The sequence below is a fragment of the Phreatobacter sp. AB_2022a genome (assembly GCF_026847585.1).
Classification (GTDB): domain Bacteria; phylum Pseudomonadota; class Alphaproteobacteria; order Rhizobiales; family Phreatobacteraceae; genus Phreatobacter.
Window position 1 is genome coordinate 14,827 of sequence record NZ_JAPSET010000017.1, and the last position, 20,182, is coordinate 35,008.

The window sequence follows — 20,182 nt, forward strand, 5'->3', positions numbered from 1 at the left end:
CGTGTCCGGCCGACGCTATGCCGGCTCGATATGCACGACCTTGTAGTCGCGCTGCTTCAGCTCGCGCAGGAAGGCCGGCAGCATCGCGGCGGTCTGATGGCGCGTGTCGTGCATCAGGATGATGCCGCCTTTGGTCTGTTCGAGCCGGCGGATCGCCAGGGCGAGCTGCGCTTCCGGCGTCATCTCGTTCCAGTCGCTGATCCAGAAATCGCAACCGAAAATGCCGATGCCACGGCCGGCGAGCCAGGCATTGAGCGCCGGCGAATCGCCGAAGCCCGGAAACCGGAAGAACGGCGTGCGCGGCGTGCCCGAATAGCTGCCGTAGAGCGCCTGGTCGACCGCCGTGAAGCCGGCTTCCATGTCGGCCTTGGCGCGCTCGATCGGCAATTGACCGAGCGTCATCGGGTGGGTCATCGAATGATGCGCCACGGTATGCCCTTCGGCGAGGATGCGGCGTGCCAGCGCCGGGGCGCCATGGGCCATCCGCCCGACCAGGAAGAAGGTCGCCCGGACGCATTCCTGGCGCAGCGCCGCCAGGACCTGGTCGGTCGGACCGGGCAGGGGACCGTCATCGAAGGTCAGCACCACCTCCCGCGGGCGCAGGTCCAGCGTGCGCGGGTAGCTCTTCCGGCCGACTTCGAGCCCGCCCGCGGTTGCGACCTTCAGCACGCGCGCCGTGCCCAGCGCCTCGGGCCGGCAGGCGGCTGCCCGCGCCGCGACCGGGGCGAGCGCCAGCGTCCCGCCGGCGGCGACGGCCTTTGCCAGGAAGCGGCGTCGGTGGACCGATCCACCCTTGCGATCATCCATCGTCATGCAGGCTTCGCGCCTCCTTGCCAAATCCCGTCCGCGCGCTCAAGAAGGCGCCATCCCCCGCCGCTCGACGTGGCATGCCCTCAGCGAGGCGCCCATGGCCGATTCCACGCCACAGCCTACCTTGCCCGAAGACTGGCGCGACGATGATGGTGCGTTGCGACCCGAAATCGTCGAAACGGTGGCGGAAGCCATCGCAAAAAGCGATGCCAGCGCCCTCAAGGACATGGTGGGCGAGGCACACGAGGCCGACCTCGGCGATCTCATCGCCCAGCTCGACGCCGAGGACCGCCGCCGGCTGATCGAATTGCTCGGCACCGACTTCGACTTCGCGGCGCTGACCGAGGTCGACGAGACGATTCGAATCGAGATCCTCGAGGAGCTGCCGGCCGAGACGGTGGCTGAAGGCATCGCCGAGCTCGACAGCGACGACGCGGTGTCGCTGCTGCAGGATCTCGACGAGGAGGATCGCTCCGAGATCCTCGACAAGATGCCGCCGGTCGAGCGCGTCGCGCTCAAGCGGGCACTCGACTATCCCGAGGATTCGGCCGGCCGGCGCATGAAGGACGACTTCATCGCGGTGCCGCCGTTCTGGACGGTCGGGCAGGTGATCGACCACCTGCGCGAGGCGGAGGACCTGCCCGACGACTTCACCGAAATCTTCGTCATCGATCCCGGCTTCCGGCTGCAGGGTCATATCCGCCTCGACCGGCTCCTGCGCACCAAGCGGCCGGTCACGGTGACCGACATCATGGAGGAGGAGGTCCGCACCGTCGAGGCGACGGAGGACCAGCAGGACGTGGCACTGATGTTCGAGCGCTACAACCTGCTCTCGGCCGCCGTCGTCGACGATGCCGGCCGGCTCGTCGGCGTGCTCACGGTCGACGACATCGTCGACGTCATCGAGGAGGAGGCCGACGCCGACATCAAGGCGCTCGGCGGCGTGAAGCCCGAGGAAGAGATTTCCGACAGCGTGTGGACCACCGCGAAGGGCCGCTTCCGCTGGCTGTTCATCAACATGCTCACCGCCTTCATCGCGACCTCTGTGCTCAAATCCTTCGAGAAGCAGATGGAATCGATGGTGGCGCTGGCCGTGCTGGCGCCGATCGTCGCGAGCCAGGGCGGCAATGCCGCGACCCAGACCATGACGGTGGCGGTGCGCGCGCTCGCCACCCATGATCTCGGCCCGCACAATGCCTGGCGCGTCATCGGCCGCGAGGCGCTGACCGGCCTCATCAACGGCTCGGCCTTCGCCCTGATCGTCGGGGTCGTCGCCGGCTTCTGGTTCTCGCTCGCCGATCTCGGCATCGTCATCGGCCTCGCCATGGTGTGCAACCTGGTGGCGGGCGGGCTTGCCGGCATCCTCATCCCGCTCGGCCTGTCGAAGCTCGATGCCGACCCCGCCGTATCGTCGGGGCCGTTCGTCACCACGGTCACCGACGTCGTCGGCTTCCTCGGCTTCCTGACCATTGCCTCCTGGTGGTTCAAGATCTGACGGCGGGCCGAACGGCGAGGGGAGAACAGGGGGCGCCGGCAGGAACCCTTGCGGCTGCCCGACAATCCGGGGCAGCCGTTGCGGCGCGCCATTCGCCACATGCTATGCCGGTGCGGCTCCGTGACAGTTTTCTGACGTTTCCATGAAGAATATAATGTTATTCATATTGTAAGAGCGTCGCGCCTGCCTGCCGATTTTACTTGGAAAAGCCTGCGCGTTGAGGCTTTCAGGAGGGGCCGTCGAGACCATCGGCCGCAGGACGCGGCGGGTCGCTCGCCGACGGCAATGCATGGGGCAGGGGCATGCCGGCGACCATCACTTCGGGCGCGTTTCTGGCGCTGCGCCGACAGGTCTGGGGCGTAACCCTGGCTGTCGTGCTCGTCGCGATCCTGGTCGCCGCGGCCAGCCTGCCCGACTGGTTCGCCGATCTCGCCTTCGCGCCCGATATTCCCTGGGCCGGCCGCCTCGCCATTGTCGCGCTCGGCGCCTGCGCGCTGGCGCTCGGCCTCCTGACGCGCCTGGCATGGCTGCTGGCCGAGGCCGGCGAGGGCGGCCTGCCGCATGCCGCCGCCGGGCTCGACGATCTCACCGGCCTGTCGAACCGGGCCGCCTTCTACCGGGCCTTCGGGCAGATGCTGGCCGGCCCGGCCGCCCGTCACGCCTTCACGCTCGTGCTGATCGATCTCGATCATTTCAAGGAGATCAACGACGGCCATGGCCACCATGCCGGCGACATCGTATTGGCCGAGGTCGGCCGCCGGCTGCGCCGGGTATGCGGCCCGGAAGCGCAGGTCGCCCGGCTCGGCGGTGACGAGTTCGCGGCGATCCTGCCGGGTGGCGGCGCCAGCCATGTCTTCGCCGCCTGCTCGCTGATCGCCGAGGACATCGCCCAGCCGATCCTGGTCGACGGCAAGGCCGTCCATGTCGGCGCATCGATCGGCTTCCTGGAGGTGGACGGGCCTGGCGGCGACCGCGACGAGCTGATGCGCCGCGCCGACCGGGCGCTCTATGCGGCGAAGGAGCAGGGCCGCGGCCTCGCCGTCGCCTACGATGCCGAGATGGGCCGCGACGTGGCACAGCGCCGGTTCTTCGAGCGCGAATTGCGCGGCGCGGTGCTGACCGGCGAGATCGACGTGCACTTGCAGCCGATCCTCACCGCCGACGGCACGCGGCTGCTCGGCATGGAGGCGCTGGCCCGCTGGAACCATTCCTATCGCGGCGCGATCATGCCTGGCGAGTTCATCCGCCTCGCTGAGGAAACCGGGCTCATCCACCAGCTCGGCCAGATCGTGCTGCAGCGTGCCTGCCGGGCCGCGGCGCTCTGGCCTGGCCTGTTCGTCGCCGTCAACGTGTCGCCCGTGCAGATGCGCCGGCCGGACTTTCCCGACCAGGTGAGGGCGGTGCTCGGCGAGACCGGCCTCGATCCCCGCCGGCTGGTGCTCGAAATCACCGAGAACATCATGATCGACGATCCCGACAAGGCGCTTGCGGCGCTGCGCAGCCTGCGCGGCCTCGGCGTCCAGATCGCGCTCGACGATTTCGGCACGGGCTTCTCCTCGCTCTCCTATCTGCGCAAGTTCCCGATCGACAAGCTGAAGGTCGACCGCAGCTTCGTCCTCGATCTCGACAAGGGGGCCGAGGCCGCCACCATCCTGCATTGCGTGATCAATCTCGGCCGCGCCCTCGGCCTCAAGGTCATCGCCGAGGGCATCGAGACCGATGCCCATGCCCGCTTCCTCAGGGCGGCCGGCTGTCACGAAATGCAGGGCTATCTGTTCGGACGGCCGGTGCCGGTGGCCGAATTCGCCCGGGTCCATGGCCTCGCACCGGAGCCGGCGCGGGCCGCCGCCTGAGCCGCAAGGGCCCGTGCGGCGGCTGCGGCCTTGGCGCCTGACGGTGCGATCCGGCTATCATCCCGCCGATTCGACCGCTGCCGCAATTTCGTTTCCTTCGAATGGCAGGCAGGGCCAGAGGGAAAGGGGGCAGCTGATTTCGGAGCCGGACAAGCCATTCAGGACGCGCCTTTTGGTCTTCGGCGGCGCCGGCCTGGCCGTGCTGCTCGCCGCAGTGACAGGCATGCTTCTGATCGGGCGGAACGCCCCGCGGGCGGTCGAGCGGATGCAGCCCGGCCGCTGGGCGATCGCGACCGGCGTCAATGGCCAGGCGCTCGGCACGCCCGTCACCAGCTGCATCGACGCTGCCGCGGCGCGGGCGGCCAATGGCAGCCAGGACGAGATCGCCGAGGCGGCGCAGACCGAGGGCGCGGCGCAGTCCTGCCAGGTCAGCGAGGTCCTGGTCGCCGGGCCGGTCGTCACCATCGAGATGGTCTGTCAGGGTCAGCCGGCGCGCTCCACCATGAGCTATCGCGGCACCAGCTACGAGGGCACCTTCGTCACCGGCATCGGCCGCCCCGGCAGCCGGACCGTCGCGATGCGGGGCCAGCGTATCGGCGACTGCTGAAGCAAGGATGCTCGACAGCCGGCCGCGCTTCAGGCAGTTTCGCGGGCCATCGGCCGATCCCTGGCCTGTTGCCGAAAGCCCCGAACTCCGATGACCGACGTCCTGCCGCTCGATCCCGCCATCAAGGCCGCCCTGGAAGCCGCCACCACCGCGACCCTGACCACGGTCCTGCTGAAGAAAGGTCTGCGCAAGACCTGGATGAACGGGCCGATGCCGTTCAGCAATGCCGACCGCCGCCTGGTCGGCCGGGCCTTCACGCTGCGCTTCGTGCCGGCGCGCGAGGATCTGGCGACGCCGGAAAGCTGGGCCTCGCCACGCTCGACGCGGGCGGCCATCGAGGCCATGCCGGAGGGGGTCATTGCCGTGGTCGACGCCATGGGCGTGCACGAAGCCGGCATTTTCGGCGACATCCTGTGCGCGCGCATGCACAAGCGCGGCGTCACGGCGCTCGTCACCGACGGCGTGGTGCGCGATGCCGCCGGCGTCGATGCATCCCAGCTGCCGGTCTGGTGCTCCGGCGCGGCCGCTCCGGCCTCGGTCGCCGCGCTCACCTTCGTCAACTGGCAGGAGCCGATCGGCTGCGGGGGCGTCGCGGTATTCCCGAACGACGTCATCGTGGTCGACGGCGACGGCGCGGTGCTGATCCCGCAGGACCTCGTCGAGGCGGTGGCCAAGGCCGCGACCGATCAGGAGCACCTGGAAGGATGGATCATGAGCCAGGTCGAGAAGGGCGTGCCGCTGCCGGGCCTCTACCCGCCCAATGCGGAAACGAAAGCCCGTTACGAAATGGAAACGGGTCGTAAAGCATAGTCGGCGTCCGCTGTCGGCCCGGTTTCGGCCACGATCCCTTTTTTCGGCCACGATTTGTGGCCATGCGCTAGAGGCCCATGCTCGCTCGCTCGTCCTCCCGCATTGCGCTCCTCGTTGCCGGCCTCGCGCTTGCGGGGTGCGGCAGCGTTCCCGTGGGCCCGACCGCAGTCGGCGAGCCGAGCGGCGACCATCCGTTTCCAACGCTGGTGCACACGTCGGGCCATTCGGCGCACGAAGTGCATGGGATCGACGTGTCGAAATGGCAGGGGACGATCGACTGGCAGGCCGTACGCGCCTCCGGCGTCACCTTCGCCTTCATCAAGGCGACCGAGGGCGCCGACCGCCTGGACGACCGGTTCCGCGAGAACTGGGAGGGCGCGCGGCGCGCGGGCGTTGCGCGCGGCGCCTATCATTTCACCTATTGGTGCGGCTCGATGGCGGACCAGATCGCCTGGTTCCAGCGCCACGTGCCCGTCGACCCCGAAGCGCTGCCGCCGGTGCTCGATGTCGAATGGAATTTCCATTCGCCGACCTGTCCGCGCCGGATTTCGGTGGAATCGGCCCGCCACAAGATGCGCGAATTCCTCCACGCGATGGAGCGCCATTACGGCAAGCGGCCGATCATCTATGCCGACATCACCTTCCATCGCGAGGTGCTGGCGGGCGGCGAGTTCGCCCAGTATCCGTTCTGGGTGCGCTCGGTCAGGGCGCTGCCCCATGAGCGCTATCCCGGCCGGCGCTGGGCCTTCTGGCAGATCACCGCCACCGGCCGTGTCGGCGGCGTAAACGGCAATGTCGACCGCAATGTCTTCGCCGGCTCACGCGCGCAGTGGCAGCGGCTCGCCCAGACCGGTTTCCGGCACCATGGCACGGCGGTCGCCGATGCCAGCCCGGCGCCGGCGCCCCAGCCCGCGGCCGATCCGCGCGGAACGCATCAGGCCGCTCCGGTCCTCGCGGCCGCGGCCGGCCAGCCGGCGACCCTCGAAGCCGGGCAGGTGACCTCGGCGACCGTCAGCCCCTCGGTGCCCCCGGCGGCGGTGCCGCCGGCCGATACGCCGGCCATTGCCGCACCGCTGCCGGTGCCCAGGCCGCGGTCCTAGGCGCCTGACCGCTTCGCGCGCAGCCGGCCTGCACGAGCGTCGGCCGGGGTTCGATGCCGGAAACGACGCTCATGAGGCGCTGCAATTGCTGCAGCACGCTCCAATCGTCATGAAAAGATCCGAGCGCGGCGAGGCTCGGACCACGACAGCGCTTGCTGCAGGGCGCCGCACGCACTGCGAGCGGGGCCACAAATTCTCGCCGATGCTTCAGAGCCAGCGCCTGACCTCCATGCGATAGGCCTCCCATTCGAGACCGAAGCGCTCGGACAGATGCGCCTCCTCGGGCTTGATGGCAAAGCGCGTGATCAGCATCAGATAGATCACCGAGGCCACGATGTACCAGGGCGAGGCCTGGAGCGCGCCGAAGCCGGCAATGATCAGCATCTGGCCGATATAGGTCGGGTTGCGGCTGAAGCGGAACGGGCCCCACGTGACGAGGCGGGTCGCGGCCTGGTGGGGCAGGGTGGTGGTGCCCGCGCGTGCGAGCGTCGCATGGGCCCAGATGGCAAGGCCGAGACCTGCCGCCAGGCATAACGATCCCTTGATGCGCAGCAGCTCGACGAGCCCGTCATGGGCGGGCAGGAGCGCGGTCAGCCCCCAGCCGAGCGCCAGGCAGCCGACGAAGATCGCGGAGGGCCAGGGGAACCGGCTCGGCCGGGCGAAAAAGGCCGTCGATCGCTGGTCACTCACGCCATTCGCTCCATAAGGCCCCCGGCCGCACGGCCGATCATGACACGCGCCGAGGGGACTTCTATAACGGCGGGCAAAGCTTGTCTTTCAGGGAGGACTCCCATGTTGCCGAACGCGCCGCGCCCCTTCGACTTCGACCTCGGCGAAACGGCCGACATGCTGCGCGACACGGTGGCGAACTTCGCCCGCGCCGAGATTGCGCCGCGCGCGGCCGAGATCGACAGGACCGACCAGTTCCCGATGGACCTGTGGAAGAAGTTCGGCGACCTCGGTCTGCTCGGCATGACGGTCGAGGAGGAATATGGCGGCACCGGGCTCGGCTATCTCGAGCACTGCATCGCCATGGAGGAGATCTCGCGCGCCTCGGCCTCGGTCGGCCTGTCCTACGGCGCCCATTCCAATCTCTGCGTCAACCAGATCCGCAAGAACGGCAATGACGAGCAGCGCCGGCGCTACCTGCCGAAGCTGATGTCGGGCGACCATGTCGGCGCGCTCGCCATGTCGGAGCCGGGCGCCGGCTCGGACGTCGTGTCGATGCGCCTGCGGGCCGACAAGAAGGGCGACCGCTACATCCTCAACGGCACCAAGATGTGGATCACCAACGGCCCGGACGCCGACGTCCTGGTGGTCTACGCCAAGACCGATCCGGATGCCGGCCCGCGGGGCATGACCGCCTTCCTCATCGAGAAGGGCTTCAAGGGCTTTTCCTGCGCCCAGAAGCTCGACAAGCTCGGCATGCGCGGCTCGCATACCGGCGAGCTCGTCTTCCAGGACTGCGAGGTGCCGGAGGAGAACGTGCTCGGCGCGATCGGGCGCGGCGTCAATGTGCTGATGTCGGGGCTCGACTATGAGCGCGCCGTCCTCTCGGCCGGGCCGATCGGCATCATGCAGGCCTGCATGGACGTGGTCATGCCCTATATCCACGAGCGCAAGCAGTTCGGCAAATCGATCGGCGAGTTCCAGCTCGTCCAGGGCAAGGTCGCCGACATGTACGTGTCGATGAACGCGACGCGCGCCTATGTCTACGCCGTCGCCAAGGCCTGCGACCGCGGCCAGACGACACGCGAGGACGCGGCCGGCGCCATTCTCTACGCGGCCGAGAACGCCACCAAGATGGCGCTCGATGCGATCCAGCTGCTCGGCGGCAACGGCTATATCAACGACTACCCGACCGGGCGGCTCTTGCGCGATGCCAAGCTCTACGAGATCGGGGCCGGCACCAGCGAGATCCGGCGCATGCTGATCGGGCGGGAGCTGTTCGAGAAAACCGCGTGAGGCCGGCGGCTGGTTCGAAGATCCTGGCGTAGGGCGGCGCGGCGAGGCCATGTTCTTCTACGCGTCCAAGATCCTCTGGTGGCTGGTGACGCCGTCCAACGTGCTCATCGGCCTCGTCGTTCTCGGTGTGCTGGCGCAGGCGACGCGTTTTGCCCGCGCCGGCCGCCGCATGGTCGCCGCGGCGGCGGTCGGCCTCGTCATCGCCGGGCCGGTGCCGCTCGGCATCTGGCTCGCCCGCCCGCTCGAGAACCGCTTTCCGCAGCTGACGCAGGACATGCCCGCGCCGACGGGCATCATCGTCCTCGGCGGCTCCATCGACCAGACGACCACGGCGGCGCGCCGCGGCCAGGTGACGATCACCGCGGCGCCCGGCCGGATCACCGAGGCGGTGGCGCTTGCCCGCCGCTATCCGCAGGCGCGGCTGGTGTTCACCGGCGGGGCCAATGCCGTGTTCCTGCGCGACGGGCTCGACGAGGCGGAAGCGGCGCGCAAGCTGTTCGTCGAGCTGGGCGTCGCGCCCGAGCGCATCGTCATCGAGCGGGAAAGCCGCAACACCTGGGAAAACGCCGTCTTCAGCCGCCGCCTGCTGCAGCCGAAGCCGGGCGAGCGCTGGGTGATGATCACCTCGGCCTGGCACATGCCCCGGTCGGTCGGCATTTTCCGCGTCGCCGGCTTCGACGTCACGCCTTATCCCGTCGACTACGAGACGCGCGGCAGCGCGAGCGAGCTGGTCCTGCCGATGCTGCCGGCCAGCCGGGGGCTCGACCTCGTCGACCGCATGGCGCGCGAGTGGATCGGCCTCGTGGCCTACCGGCTCACCGGACGCACCGACGCGCTGCTGCCCCGGCCGTGAGGTGCGGCCGAGGCGTGCCGGCCCGGTCTCACGGGCGGCCGATCGCGATGTCGAGCCAGCCCAGGGCATTGACCGTCAGCGTATCGGCCGGTCCGACCAGGATGGTGGTCGTCTCGGATTCGACGAGAGCCGGCCCGCAGATCCGATGGTTCGGCATGAGGCTGCCGAAATCGTAGACCGGGATCTCCTTCGGGCCGTCGAGGAAGACGGTGCGCGTCGCCCTGGCCTGCGCCGGGCCGTCCGGCTCCGCAGCCACCGCGCTCTCGCCGATTCGCGGCACGTCGCCGACGGCCGAGACCCGGGCGTTGACAAAGACCACCTCCTGGTCGGGCGAGGCATAGGTGTAGAGTTCCTCGTGGCGGCGATGGAAGCGCTGGTCGATCTGGTCGGTCAGGTCGGGCGCCTCGAGCGCGATGCCGTCGAGGTCGACGTCGATCTCGAAGATCTGCTCGCCGTAGCGCATCTCGGCCGAGCGCTCGATCCTGACCGGGCCGTCGAACCAGGCTGTCATCCGGGCGAGCGCGGCGGCCTCGAGCTCGGCCATGACCGAACGGATCGCCTCGGCGCCGACCCGGCCGGTGCCGATGCTGGTCCGGCCGACCTCGTAGCGGAGGTCGCTCGCCAGCATGCCCCAGGCGGACAGGACCGAGGCGGCGACCGGCACGATGACGCGCGGGATCTCCAGCTCCCTGGCGACCTCGACCGCATGCAGGCCGGCGGCGCCGCCGAAGCTGACCATGGCAAAGCGGCGCGGATCGACGCCGCGGCGCAAGGTCATGAGCCGGATGCCGTCGGCCATGCCGAGATTGACCATGCGATAGATGCCGGCCGCGGCCTGTTGGAGGCCGACGCCCAGCGCCGCGCCGATCCGGCCGACCGCCGCTTCTGCGGCCGCCCTGTCGAGGCGCCGGCGGCCGCCCATGAAGGTCTCGGCACCGAGATAGCCGAGCACGACATTGGCGTCGGTGACGGTCGCCGCCGTCCCGCCATGGCCGTAGCAGGCGGGCCCGGGCTGGGAGCCGGCGCTCGCCGGGCCGACATGAAGAGCGCCGCCGGCATCGACCGAGGCGATCGAACCGCCGCCGGCCGCGATGCTGGCAATATCGAGGCTGCGCAGCGCGATGCGCTCGCCGGCGAGGCCGGCATCGGCGGTCAGCGCCGCGCGGCCGTCGACGACCAGGGAAATGTCCGTGCTCGTGCCGCCCATGTCGAAGGGGATCAGGTCGGCGACACCCAGCAGCTCGGCGCAGCGCCGGCAGCCGGAAATGCCGCCGGCGGGACCGGAGAGCACCGTCCCGGCGGCGAGGCGCGAGGCTTCCTCGACCGGAGCCATGCCGCCATGCGAGAGGATGATGAACAGGCTGCCGGCAAAGCCCGCCTCGGCGAGCCGGCGTTCGAGATTGCCGAGATAGCGCTGGACCGCCGGGCCGACATAGCTGTTGACGACCGTCGTCGAGACGCGCTCGAACTCCTTGATCTGCGGCCAGACGTCGCTCGACCGCGAGACATAGATGTCCGGCAGCGCGCGGCGCAGGCGCTCGACGGTCGCGATCTCGTGCGCGGGATTGCGATAGGCGTGCAGGTAGCAGACCGCCACCGAGGTCGCCCCGGATGCGCGGACGGCTTCGATGGCGGCGTCGAGCGATGCCTCGTCGAGCGGAATGCGCACCGCCCCGTCGGGGCCGAGCCGCTCGCGGACGCCGAAGCGCCGCTCGCGCGGGACCAGCGGCTCGGGCGGGGGCGTGCGCAGGTCGTAACGATTGCCTTTCAGGCCCTCGCGCATTTCCAGGATGTCGCGATGGCCCTCGGTCGTGAGCAGGGCGACCTTCGCGCCCTTGCGCTCCAGGAGCGCATTGGTGGCGACCGTCGTGCCGTGCACCAGGCGTGTCGCGTTGGCCAGCAGGCCGGCGCGCGTGAGGCCGAGCTTGCCGGCGAGATCCTCGAGCCCAGTCATCACTCCGAGCGACTGGTCCTCGGGCGTCGAGGGCGATTTTGCGAAGACGGCGACGCGGTCCGGTCCGACCGCGACCAGATCGGTGAAGGTGCCGCCGACATCGATGCCGATCGTGTACATGGTCAGATGTCCTTCCGGGTGTCGGTGATCAGCCCCTGGGCGCGGTCGCGCGCCAGCGCCGCGGCCGCGCGTTCGCCGGCCGGCCCCCAGCCGCCACCGCCGGCGGAGCGGATCTCCAGGACATCGCCTGGGGCGAGGACGATGCCGACCTCCTTGGTCTTCAGGGCGCGCGGCGGCTTGCCGTCCGACAGGAGCCGGATGCTGTGCGGCGCGCCGTCCTCGCCGCCCTGCAACCCGCAGGCGCCGTGCCGGATGCCGTCTCCGGCGGTATTGGCGAGCGCCGGGCGGCCGATTTCGAGCGCAAGGTCGAGCGCGACGCCGAGCCCGCCCCGGTGCCGGCCGCGGCCGCCGGAATCGGCCCGGAACTCGTGGTGCCGGAAGTGCAGCGGGAAGCGCACTTCGGCCACTTCGAGCGAGCCGAACTTGATGCCGCCGACTGTGTGCCACTCGCCGATCGAGGACCAGCCGTCGCCGCCGGGCGAGGCGCCGCCGCCGGGCCTTGCCTGGAACATGTGCCAGATGAAGCTGCGGCCGCTGCGCGGATCCTCGCCCTGGATGGCGACGCGGAAGCGGCGGCTCCACCCGGCCATGGCCCGGTCGGGACAGCAGTCGGCGAGCGCCTTGACCACGGCTTCGACGATCTCGTTGGAGGGATGGCTCGTGCACATGGTCACCGGCCGGTCGGGATCGGCCCAGACGATGGTGCCCTGCCGGGCAACGACGGTGAGCGGGCGGAGCGCGCCGTCGTTCTTCGGCGTCTCCGGATCGATCAGATAGGCGAAGGCCATGGCGACCGCGGCCTGGGTATTAGCATGCGAGGAGTTGACGAAGCTGTCGGTCTGCGGATCGGAGGCACTGAGATCGACCTCGATGTCGCTGCCCCGCTTGGTGACCTTGGCGGCGATCCGCAGGTCCTGCCGGCCGCGGCCGTCGTCGTCGAGAAAGGCCTCGCCATGGTAGACGCCGTCCTTCCAGCCGGCGACGACCTTGCGCGCCTGCAGCTCGGCAGCATCGAGAATGCCCTCCATGGCCGCCTCGACCATGGCCAGGCCGAACTCGGCGAACAGCCGGTCGAGCCGGCGGCGGCCGAGATTGGCGGCGCCGACCATGGCTGCCAGGTCGCCACGGAAATCGCGGCCATTGCGCACGTTGAGCGCCAGCATGTCCAGGAGGTCGTCGCGCAGCCGGCCGGCCTCGTAGAGGCGTAGGGGCGGCACGCGCAGGCCCTCCTGCCAGATCTCGCGGGCTTCGGGATTGTAGCCGCCGTGGGTGGCGCCGCCGATGTCGCTCTGGTGCGCGCGCACGATCGTCCAGAGCATGCGCCGACCCTCGGCGAAGACCGGCACGAAGGCGGTGAGATCGGGCAGGTGGCTGCCGCCGTGATAGGGATCGTTGAGCAGGAACACGTCGCCCGGCGCGACATCCTCGAAGCGCGCCTCGATGGCGCGCGTCGCCCAGGGCAGGGCGCCGACATGGACGGGGATGTGGTCCGCCTGGGCGATCAGGCGCGAGCGCGTGTCGCAGATCCCGATCGAGAAGTCCCGGCTCGAATTCAGGATCTGCGAATAGGAGGTGCGCAGCATGGCTTCGCCCATCTCCGCCACGATGGAGGAGAGCCTGTGCTGCACGACGGAGCGGGTAATGGGATCGACCGTGGTCGACATGGGTGAGGCCTTCCATTCGGATGCAGGCGGCCGGGGCGGCGCTCGCGCGCCACCGGATGCCGGCTGCGATGGGTTCGCTTGACGGTGGTGTGGATCGGCTACATGGCGGCGATGTCCACGACCGATTCCGAGATCGCCGCGACGACGGTCTCGATGTCGGCGTCGGTCATCGGCGTCGACAGGGCGATCAGGCCATAGCCCGCGGCCAGCACGCCGCGATCCATGAGGCCGCGGTTGAAGCGCGCCATCCGGGCCGTCTCCTCCGATCCCGCATAGGCGCTGCGATAGTCCCTGACCGGCCTGTCGGTGAAGTGGATCTTGGCGAGCGACCCCATGCCGATCGCGCGCCCCGGCACGCCGTGGCGGGCGAAGGCCTCGTTGGTGCCGGCGCGGAGCCGGTCGCCGATCGCGTCGAGCCGCGCGAAAGCCGCTTCGTCGAGCAGTTCCATGGCGGCGAGGCCGGCGGTCATCGTCACCGGATTGGCCGAGAAGGTGCCGCCGTGCGGCAGCGCCGGCTTGCCGTCGGTCGGGTCGAACACCGCCATGAACTCGGCGGCGCCGGCGACTGCGCCGACCGGGAAGCCGCCGCCGATGATCTTGCCCAGCGTCGTCAGATCGGGCGCGATGCCCCAGTGGCCCTGGGCGCCGTTGAAGCCGAGCCGGAAGGTGATGACCTCGTCGAAGATCAGCAGGGCGCCGACCTCGCGCGAGACCTGGCGCAGGGCTTCGAGATAGGCCTTGTCGGCGGGGACGAGGCCGGCGCGGTTGGGCATCGGGTCGACCAGGATGCAGGCGAGCTCGGAGCCGTGCTCGCGGATCAGGCTGACCGCCGCGTCGATGTCGTTGAACGGGATGGTCAGCGTGTCGGCGAGGACATTGGCCGGCGTGCCGCGGGCATAGGCGACGGAAACCGGCGCGTTCTTGCCCCAGTCGGCGGGCGAGGGGTCGAGACTGACTTCGGCATAGTCGTAGGAGCCGTGATAGGCGCCCTCGCATTTGGCGATCTTCGGCCGCCCGGTATGGGCGCGTGCGGCCTTCAGCGCCATCATGACCGCCTCCGAGCCGGAATTGCAGAAGCGGACATGGTCGACGCTCGCCAGCCGCGCGGCGATCAGTTCGGCGAGCAGGATCTCCGATTCCGTCGGCATGCCGAAGGCGGTGCCGAGCGCGATCTGTCGCGTCGCCGCCGCGATCAGCGTCGGATGCGCATGGCCGTGGATCAGCGCGGTGAAATTGTTGATGCAGTCGATGCGCGACACGCCGTCGACATCGATGACACGGCAGCCTTCGCCGCGCGCCGCATAGAGTGGATGCGGCTTCATGTAGACGGTGGTGCGGGTATTGCCGCCCGGCAGGCTCGTGCGTGCCCGCTCATAGAGCTCTCGCGAGCGGGAGGCTGGGACTTGATCGGTCATCGCTCGTCTCCTTCAGAGGTTTCCGCTAGCGGCCGAGATAGGCTTCGCGGACGCGGGCATCCTGTTTCAACTGGTCGGCGGCGCCTTCGAGCACGATGCGGCCGTTCTCCAGCACGTAGCCGCGGTCGGCGACCGCCAGCGCCAGCACCGTGTTCTGCTCGACGACGAGAATGGTCAGCCCCGCCGCGGCGATCTCCCTGATGCGCTCGTAGACCTCCTCGGCGAGCCGGGGGGCGAGGCCGAGGGAGGGTTCGTCGAGCAGCAGGAGCCGCGGGCGGGCCATCAGCGCACGGCCGATCGCCAGCATCTGCTGCTCGCCGCCCGAGAGCGACCAGCCGAGCTGGTCGCGTCGCTCCTTCAGCCGCGGAAACAGGTCGAAGATGCGGGCGAGATCATCGGCCGCCGACTGGCCCCAGCGACGCCAGGACGTGGTGCCGAGGACGAGGTTCTCCTCGACGGTCAGGCCCGGGAAGATCCGCCGCCCCTCCGGCGCCTGGGCGATGCCGAGCCGGACGCGTTTTTCGCTGGCGAGGGAGCCGAGCGGGCGGCCGTCGAAATCGATCGAGCCGGAGCGGACCGCGTTCAGGCCCGAGACGGCGCGCAGCAGGGTGGTCTTGCCGGCACCGTTGGCGCCGATCAGCGCCACCGTCTCGCCCGCGCCGACCCTGAGCGAGACGCCGTGGAGCGCGACATTGCCGCCATAGGCGACGACGAGCCTGTCAGTCGCGAGCATGGCCGTAGCCCTCCCCAAGATAGGCCGAGAGCACGGCAGGATCGGATTGCACTTCGGCCGGCGTGCCCTCGGCGATGGGCGAGCCGAAATTGAGCACGAGGATGCGTTCGGCGAGCCGCATGACCATGCCCATATTGTGCTCGATGAGCACGACGGCGAGCTCGTGCTCGGCGCGCAGGGCCGTCAGCCGCGCCATCAGCTGCTCGACCTCGCCGGAATTGAGCCCCGCGGCGGGTTCGTCGAGCAGCAGCATGCGCGGCTCGCAGGCCAGCGCCCGGCAGAGCTCCACCATGCGGCGCTGGCCGTAGGAGAGCGAGCCGATGGCGCGATCCGCCTCCGGTGCCAGCCCCATCCGGTCGAGCGCGGCGAGCGAGGCCGCGCGTAGCTGGCTCTCGCTGCGGCCGCCGCGGATGGCGGCGCCGGTCATGACGTTTTCGAGCACGGTGAGGCGCGGGAACAGCCGGCCGTGCTGGAACGTCCGGCCAAGGCCTGCCCGGATGCGGCGATGCGTCGGCGCCCGGGTGATGTCGCGCCCGCCGAAGGTCACCGTGCCTGTGCTCGGCGGGGTCAGTCCCGTCAGCACGTTGAGGAAGGTCGACTTGCCGGCGCCGTTCGGGCCGATCACCGCGACGAACTCGCCGGGCGCGACAGCGAAGTCGACGTCGGACAGCGCCATCAGGCCGCCGTAACGTTTGGAGATGGCGGTTGCCGCGAGCAGGGTCATGGCGTCGTCTCCGCTTCGCCGCCGCGGCCCGGCCGGCGCAGCCGCCCGGCGAGGCCGGCAAGGCCGGTGGGCAGGAAGATCAGGATGGCGAGCAGCATCAGGCCGAAGAAGGCAAGATAGGCATCGCCGAGGAAGCGCAGCCATTCGGGCAGGAAGGTGAGCAGCGCCGCGCCGATGATCGCGCCCGCCACGACGCCTTCGCCGCCGACGATCAGCATGGCGAGATAGACGATGGAATGGGCGTAGTTGAAATCCTCCGGCGCGACGAAACGGACATGGGTCGCGAACAGGGTGCCGGACAGCGCGGCGAAGGCGGCCGACAGGCACAGCGCCGTGATCTTCACGCGGGTGACGTCGATGCCGGTCATGCGCGCGGCGGTCTCGTCGTCGCGCACCGCCATCATCGCCCGTCCGTGCCGCGACTTCTGCAGCGCCATCGCGAAGGCGGCGGAGAGGGCGAGCAGGACAAGGCCCAGCCACAGGAAGCGCCGCTCGTCGTTGAAGGCGAAGCCGCCGAGGCGCAGCTCGGGAATGCCGGAAATGCCGTTGGTGCCGCCGGTCAGGGAGATCCAGTTGGTCACCACGATGGTGAAGCTGACATTGAGGCCGAGCGTCGCGAGGGCGAGATAGTGCCCGCGCAGCCGCAGCAGCGGGTAGCCGATCAGGCCGGCGAAAAGCGTCGTCACCAGGATCGCGACCGGCATGGCGAGCCATGGCGACCAGCCGCCTGATGTCGTCAGGATCGCCAGCGCATAGGCGCCGAAGCCGACGAAGGCGGCATGGCCGAGCGAGATCAGCCCGGCGAGGCCGAAGGCGAAATTGAAGCCGATGACGGCGATCGCCGAAATCACGGAAACGTTGAGGAGCCGCAGCCGGTAGTCGGCGAGCACCAGGGAGAGGGCGGCGCCGAGCGCGAGGATCGCGGCGGCGGCGAGGAGACCATCGTAGCGGCGCATGGTCAGCCCCTGTCCTGGATGCGTTCGCCGAACACGCCTTGCGGGCGCACCAGCAGGAACAGGACCATCACGACGAAGGCGATCAGATCCTTGTAGGCCGACGAGAGGTAGGAGGCGCCGAGCAGTTCGGTCAGGCCGACGAAGAGGCCGCCGGCGATCGCGCCGGGCAGGCTGCCGAAGCCGCCGATGATGGTCGCCGCAAAGGCCTTGAGCGCGATCGGATCGCCCATATTGACGTCGGCGAACCACATCGGCCCGAGCAGGAGCCCGGCAATGCCGGCGAGCACGGCGGCGAGGACCCAGGACAGGGCGAGCAGGAGGTTGACGTTGAGGCCCATGAGCCGCGCAGCCTCGACGTCCTGCGCGACGGCGCGCATGCCGATGCCGAGCGCGGTACGGTAGAACAGCAGCCAGATCAGCCCGACGAGCAGCGCGGTGACAATCACGACCATCGCGGCATGGGCGGTGATGGTCGCGCCGGCAATGTCGATGGTCATGCCGTCGAGGGGCGAGGCCAGGCGGAAGGGCCAGGAGCCGAAGCCGAGCAGCGCCGCGTTCTGCATGACGATGCCGACCGCGACCGTGCCGATGATCACGGTGACGACGGGGCTTGCCCGCAGCGGCAGGTAGACGGTGATGAAGAACAGGGCACCGAAGGCGGCCATGGCGAGAAGGGCGGCGGCGTAGCCGACCGGCCACGGCAGGCCGGCATTGGCCAGCATGGCGACGCCCGCGAAGGTCCCGAACATCACGAACTGGCCGGCGGCGAAGTTCACGACGCCGGTTGCGGAATAGACGATGACGAAGCCGATCGCCGCGAGCGCGTAGACGCTGCCGAGGGCCAGCCCGTTGACGAAGAGTTGGATGAAGTCGGCCATGCTCCGCTCGTGATCTCGAACGACCTCGTCGGCCGCGGGCGGACCCGCGGCGACAGGCCGGAAAGGGCAGGAAGGCTGGCTGCGCGCGCGGCGCGGCCTTGCGTCAGTCGAGCTGGATCGTCTTCACCAGTTCGAGCTGCTTGGTGCCGGGCTTCGCCTTGACGATGGCGAGATCCCTGACGCCGTTGCCTTTCGCGTCATAGCTGTAGACATGGCCGATGCCCTGCCAGCCGCGGAGATTGGCGAGCCAGTCGCGCAGGGCCTTCGGATCAAGCCCGACCTTGCGCATGCCTTCGGCCATGATCAGGGCGCCGTCGTAATAGGCGAGGCCATAGGGGTCGGGATCGATGCCGAAAGCCTTCTTGTAGCGCTCGACGAAGTCCTTCATGCGCTCGCCGACGCTCGGATCCATATAGGTGTCGACCACGCCCCAGACGTTTTCGAGGTCGGCCGGGGCGATCAGCTGCAGGGCGGCCGGAACCAGCGCCGCGGACGAGGTCACCAGCGGCATCTTCAGGCCCAGCATCTTGGCCTGCCGGAGCAGCAGCGCGCCGTCCTGCGGATAGTTGAACAGGAGGATGACGTCGGCGCCCTTGCCGCGCAGGCTGATCATCTGCGCCGAGAAATCCTTGTCGTTCTGGCCATAGGCTTCCATGCCGACGACCGGCGTGCCGGCAGCCTCGAACTGCCGGGCGGCGACCTGGGCGCCGCCCTGGCCGAAATCGTTCTGGATGAAGATGATGCCCGGCTTCTTGGCATTGAGCAGCTTGGCGGCCTCCACCATGCCGCGGGCCGAGACCGCGTCCGCCGGGCGCACGCGGAACAGCCATTCATTGCCGCCCTCGGCGACCACGTCGGCGCCGCCGGCATACATGGCGGGCACGCCGACCTTCTTCAGCTCCGGCGAGACCGCGAGGTTCTGGGTCGAATAGCTCGACAGGAAATAGAACGAGGGCTTGGTCTCCTGCGCGAGCTTCATGAACGCGTTGACCGCGGTGCTGTTCGAGGCCTGGGTGTCCTCGAACATGATCTTGATCTTGCGGCCGTTGATGCCGCCGCCGGCATTGATGTCCCGTTCCGCGAGCTGAAGGGCGTTGTGATACTGCTTGCCGGTCAGCGACAGCGGCCCGGTGATCGGCACCGTCGCCCCCACCAGAATGTCGCCCTGCTGGGCAAGCGCGGCGGCCGCGCCCGCCGGCGCGACGCCCGCCGCCAGCGCAAGTCGCAGAAACTGCTGCCTGGTCATGGTCATTCTTCCATCCCCCTCTGTTCGTGTTGAGCCGATCCGCCGGCATCGGTCGGCCGGAAGATCGTCACACAGATGGCTTGACTCGTTCCGATTTTCGGAATAATGTACCGTAAATCGATATGACCGTAAAAGCGCGTCCGGCGCCTGTCAACCGGTTTGGGACGAGGGAGGACGAGGCGTGGCCGACCAGACTGAGGCGGACAGCCCGCTGGAGCGCTATTTCCGGCTGCTGGAACTGATCGCGGCGTTCCCTGGCCGGCTTGCGCTGGCCGATGTCGCGGAGCTTTCGGATCTGCCGAAGACGACGGCGCACCGGCTGCTGAAGGGGCTGGTGAAAGCCGAGCTCGCCAGCGGCGGGCAGGGCGGGCGGGCCTATGCGATCGGGCCGCGGCTTGCGCGCATCCTGCATGCGACGGCGGGCGAGGGATGGCTGGAGACGCTCGTGCGCCCGACGCTCGCGGCGCTTGCCGAGCAATCGGGCGAAGCCTGCTATCTCACCAAGCTCGTCGGCAGCCGGGTGCTGGTCGCGGTGTCGCAGGCGCCCGAGGTGCGCTGGCGCAGCTACGTCCAGCCAGGCATCGAGATGCCCCCCCATGCGGCAGCGACCGGCAAGGCGATCATCGCCTATCAGGACGAGGCGCTGATCCGCGAGGCGCTCGCCGCCGAGCTGCCCAAGCTCACGGTCAACACCCGCAGCGACGAAGCCTGGATCCGGGAGGAGTTCGGGCGCGTCCGCGCGCAGGGCTACGCCACCTGCATCGGCGAGATCGACGAGGGTCTTGCCGCCATCGCCGCGCCGGTGCGCCAGAATGACGGGCTCATCCTCTATGCCGTCGGCATGACCGGGCCGCTTCAGCGCATCATGGGCGACCGGCTGCCGCAGCATCTCGCGGCGCTGGACGAGGCCTGCCGGGCGCTCGCGGGCAAGCTGTCGATTGGAACCAGGATCGATGCGGCCGGCGAGGCCGGCGCCCGCTGATCGCGGTCCGGCTCCTG

The 20,182-nt window shown here is 69.5% G+C and carries 18 protein-coding genes; 8 read left to right on the plus strand and 10 right to left on the minus strand.

From position 1 onward, the window contains the following. Positions 1-15 precede the first annotated feature (15 nt). Complete coding sequence (locus tag OZ671_RS14045) at positions 16-813, minus strand: polysaccharide deacetylase family protein (RefSeq protein ID WP_268861332.1); 798 nt, start codon at positions 811-813, stop codon at positions 16-18. A 94-nt stretch (positions 814-907) separates the two neighbouring features. Between OZ671_RS14045 and mgtE the strand changes: the two genes are divergently transcribed. From mgtE to OZ671_RS14070, 5 genes are all read left to right on the plus strand, one after another. Further along, entirely contained in the window at positions 908-2,305 is a 1,398-nt protein-coding gene (mgtE, locus tag OZ671_RS14050; RefSeq protein ID WP_268861333.1) for a magnesium transporter, read from the plus strand. A 302-nt stretch (positions 2,306-2,607) separates the two neighbouring features. Continuing rightward, positions 2,608-4,158, plus strand: coding sequence for a putative bifunctional diguanylate cyclase/phosphodiesterase (locus tag OZ671_RS14055; protein ID WP_268861334.1), 1,551 nt, complete (start codon positions 2,608-2,610; stop codon positions 4,156-4,158). Between the two features lie 172 nt (positions 4,159-4,330). Further along, positions 4,331-4,765: a DUF3617 domain-containing protein gene (locus OZ671_RS14060; RefSeq protein ID WP_268861335.1), complete on the plus strand. Its 435-nt coding sequence runs from the start codon at positions 4,331-4,333 to the stop codon at positions 4,763-4,765. 90 nt (positions 4,766-4,855) lie between these two features. Continuing rightward, positions 4,856-5,575: a ribonuclease activity regulator RraA gene (locus OZ671_RS14065; protein ID WP_268861336.1), complete on the plus strand. Its 720-nt coding sequence runs from the start codon at positions 4,856-4,858 to the stop codon at positions 5,573-5,575. Positions 5,576-5,727: 152 nt separating this feature from the next. Then, on the plus strand, positions 5,728-6,675 hold the full coding sequence (locus OZ671_RS14070) for a glycoside hydrolase family 25 protein (RefSeq protein ID WP_268861337.1): 948 nt from the start codon (positions 5,728-5,730) through the stop codon (positions 6,673-6,675). Between the two features lie 207 nt (positions 6,676-6,882). On the opposite strand, the gene OZ671_RS14075 is transcribed toward OZ671_RS14070, so the two are convergent. Continuing rightward, the gene (locus OZ671_RS14075; RefSeq protein WP_268861338.1) at positions 6,883-7,365 is read right to left on the minus strand and encodes a methyltransferase family protein; all 483 of its coding nucleotides are present in this window, start codon (positions 7,363-7,365) and stop codon (positions 6,883-6,885) included. Positions 7,366-7,467: 102 nt separating this feature from the next. Here OZ671_RS14075 and OZ671_RS14080 point away from each other — a divergent pair, with 102 nt between their 5' ends. Further along, positions 7,468-8,640 carry an isovaleryl-CoA dehydrogenase gene (locus tag OZ671_RS14080; RefSeq protein ID WP_268861339.1) on the plus strand — a complete coding sequence of 391 codons (1,173 nt, stop codon included), beginning with the start codon at positions 7,468-7,470 and terminating at the stop codon, positions 8,638-8,640. A 49-nt stretch (positions 8,641-8,689) separates the two neighbouring features. After that, positions 8,690-9,493, plus strand: a complete 804-nt coding sequence (locus tag OZ671_RS14085; protein ID WP_268861340.1) for a YdcF family protein — start codon at positions 8,690-8,692, stop codon at positions 9,491-9,493. 28 nt (positions 9,494-9,521) lie between these two features. On the opposite strand, the gene OZ671_RS14090 is transcribed toward OZ671_RS14085, so the two are convergent. The 8 genes from OZ671_RS14090 to OZ671_RS14125 form a co-directional block, all read right to left on the minus strand. Beyond that, entirely contained in the window at positions 9,522-11,567 is a 2,046-nt protein-coding gene (locus tag OZ671_RS14090) for a hydantoinase/oxoprolinase family protein (protein WP_268861341.1), read from the minus strand. A 2-nt stretch (positions 11,568-11,569) separates the two neighbouring features. Next, positions 11,570-13,231 carry a hydantoinase B/oxoprolinase family protein gene (locus OZ671_RS14095; RefSeq protein ID WP_268861342.1) on the minus strand — a complete coding sequence of 554 codons (1,662 nt, stop codon included), beginning with the start codon at positions 13,229-13,231 and terminating at the stop codon, positions 11,570-11,572. 98 nt (positions 13,232-13,329) lie between these two features. Continuing rightward, the gene (locus OZ671_RS14100) at positions 13,330-14,646 is read right to left on the minus strand and encodes an aspartate aminotransferase family protein (protein ID WP_268861343.1); all 1,317 of its coding nucleotides are present in this window, start codon (positions 14,644-14,646) and stop codon (positions 13,330-13,332) included. A 25-nt stretch (positions 14,647-14,671) separates the two neighbouring features. After that, positions 14,672-15,379, minus strand: coding sequence for an ABC transporter ATP-binding protein (locus OZ671_RS14105; RefSeq protein WP_268861344.1), 708 nt, complete (start codon positions 15,377-15,379; stop codon positions 14,672-14,674). Then, positions 15,366-16,103 carry an ABC transporter ATP-binding protein gene (locus OZ671_RS14110; protein WP_268861345.1) on the minus strand — a complete coding sequence of 246 codons (738 nt, stop codon included), beginning with the start codon at positions 16,101-16,103 and terminating at the stop codon, positions 15,366-15,368. The genes OZ671_RS14105 and OZ671_RS14110 overlap by 14 nt, the downstream gene beginning before the upstream one ends. After that, positions 16,100-17,059, minus strand: a complete 960-nt coding sequence (locus tag OZ671_RS14115; protein ID WP_103168622.1) for a branched-chain amino acid ABC transporter permease — start codon at positions 17,057-17,059, stop codon at positions 16,100-16,102. Before OZ671_RS14115 ends, OZ671_RS14110 begins: the two co-directional genes overlap by 4 nt. Before the next feature lie 2 nt (positions 17,060-17,061). Beyond that, positions 17,062-17,937: a branched-chain amino acid ABC transporter permease gene (locus OZ671_RS14120; protein ID WP_268861346.1), complete on the minus strand. Its 876-nt coding sequence runs from the start codon at positions 17,935-17,937 to the stop codon at positions 17,062-17,064. 103 nt (positions 17,938-18,040) lie between these two features. Further along, entirely contained in the window at positions 18,041-19,189 is a 1,149-nt protein-coding gene (locus OZ671_RS14125; RefSeq protein ID WP_268861347.1) for an ABC transporter substrate-binding protein, read from the minus strand. A 175-nt stretch (positions 19,190-19,364) separates the two neighbouring features. Between OZ671_RS14125 and OZ671_RS14130 the strand changes: the two genes are divergently transcribed. Beyond that, positions 19,365-20,165 carry an IclR family transcriptional regulator gene (locus OZ671_RS14130; protein WP_268861348.1) on the plus strand — a complete coding sequence of 267 codons (801 nt, stop codon included), beginning with the start codon at positions 19,365-19,367 and terminating at the stop codon, positions 20,163-20,165. Positions 20,166-20,182: the final 17 nt, after the last annotated feature.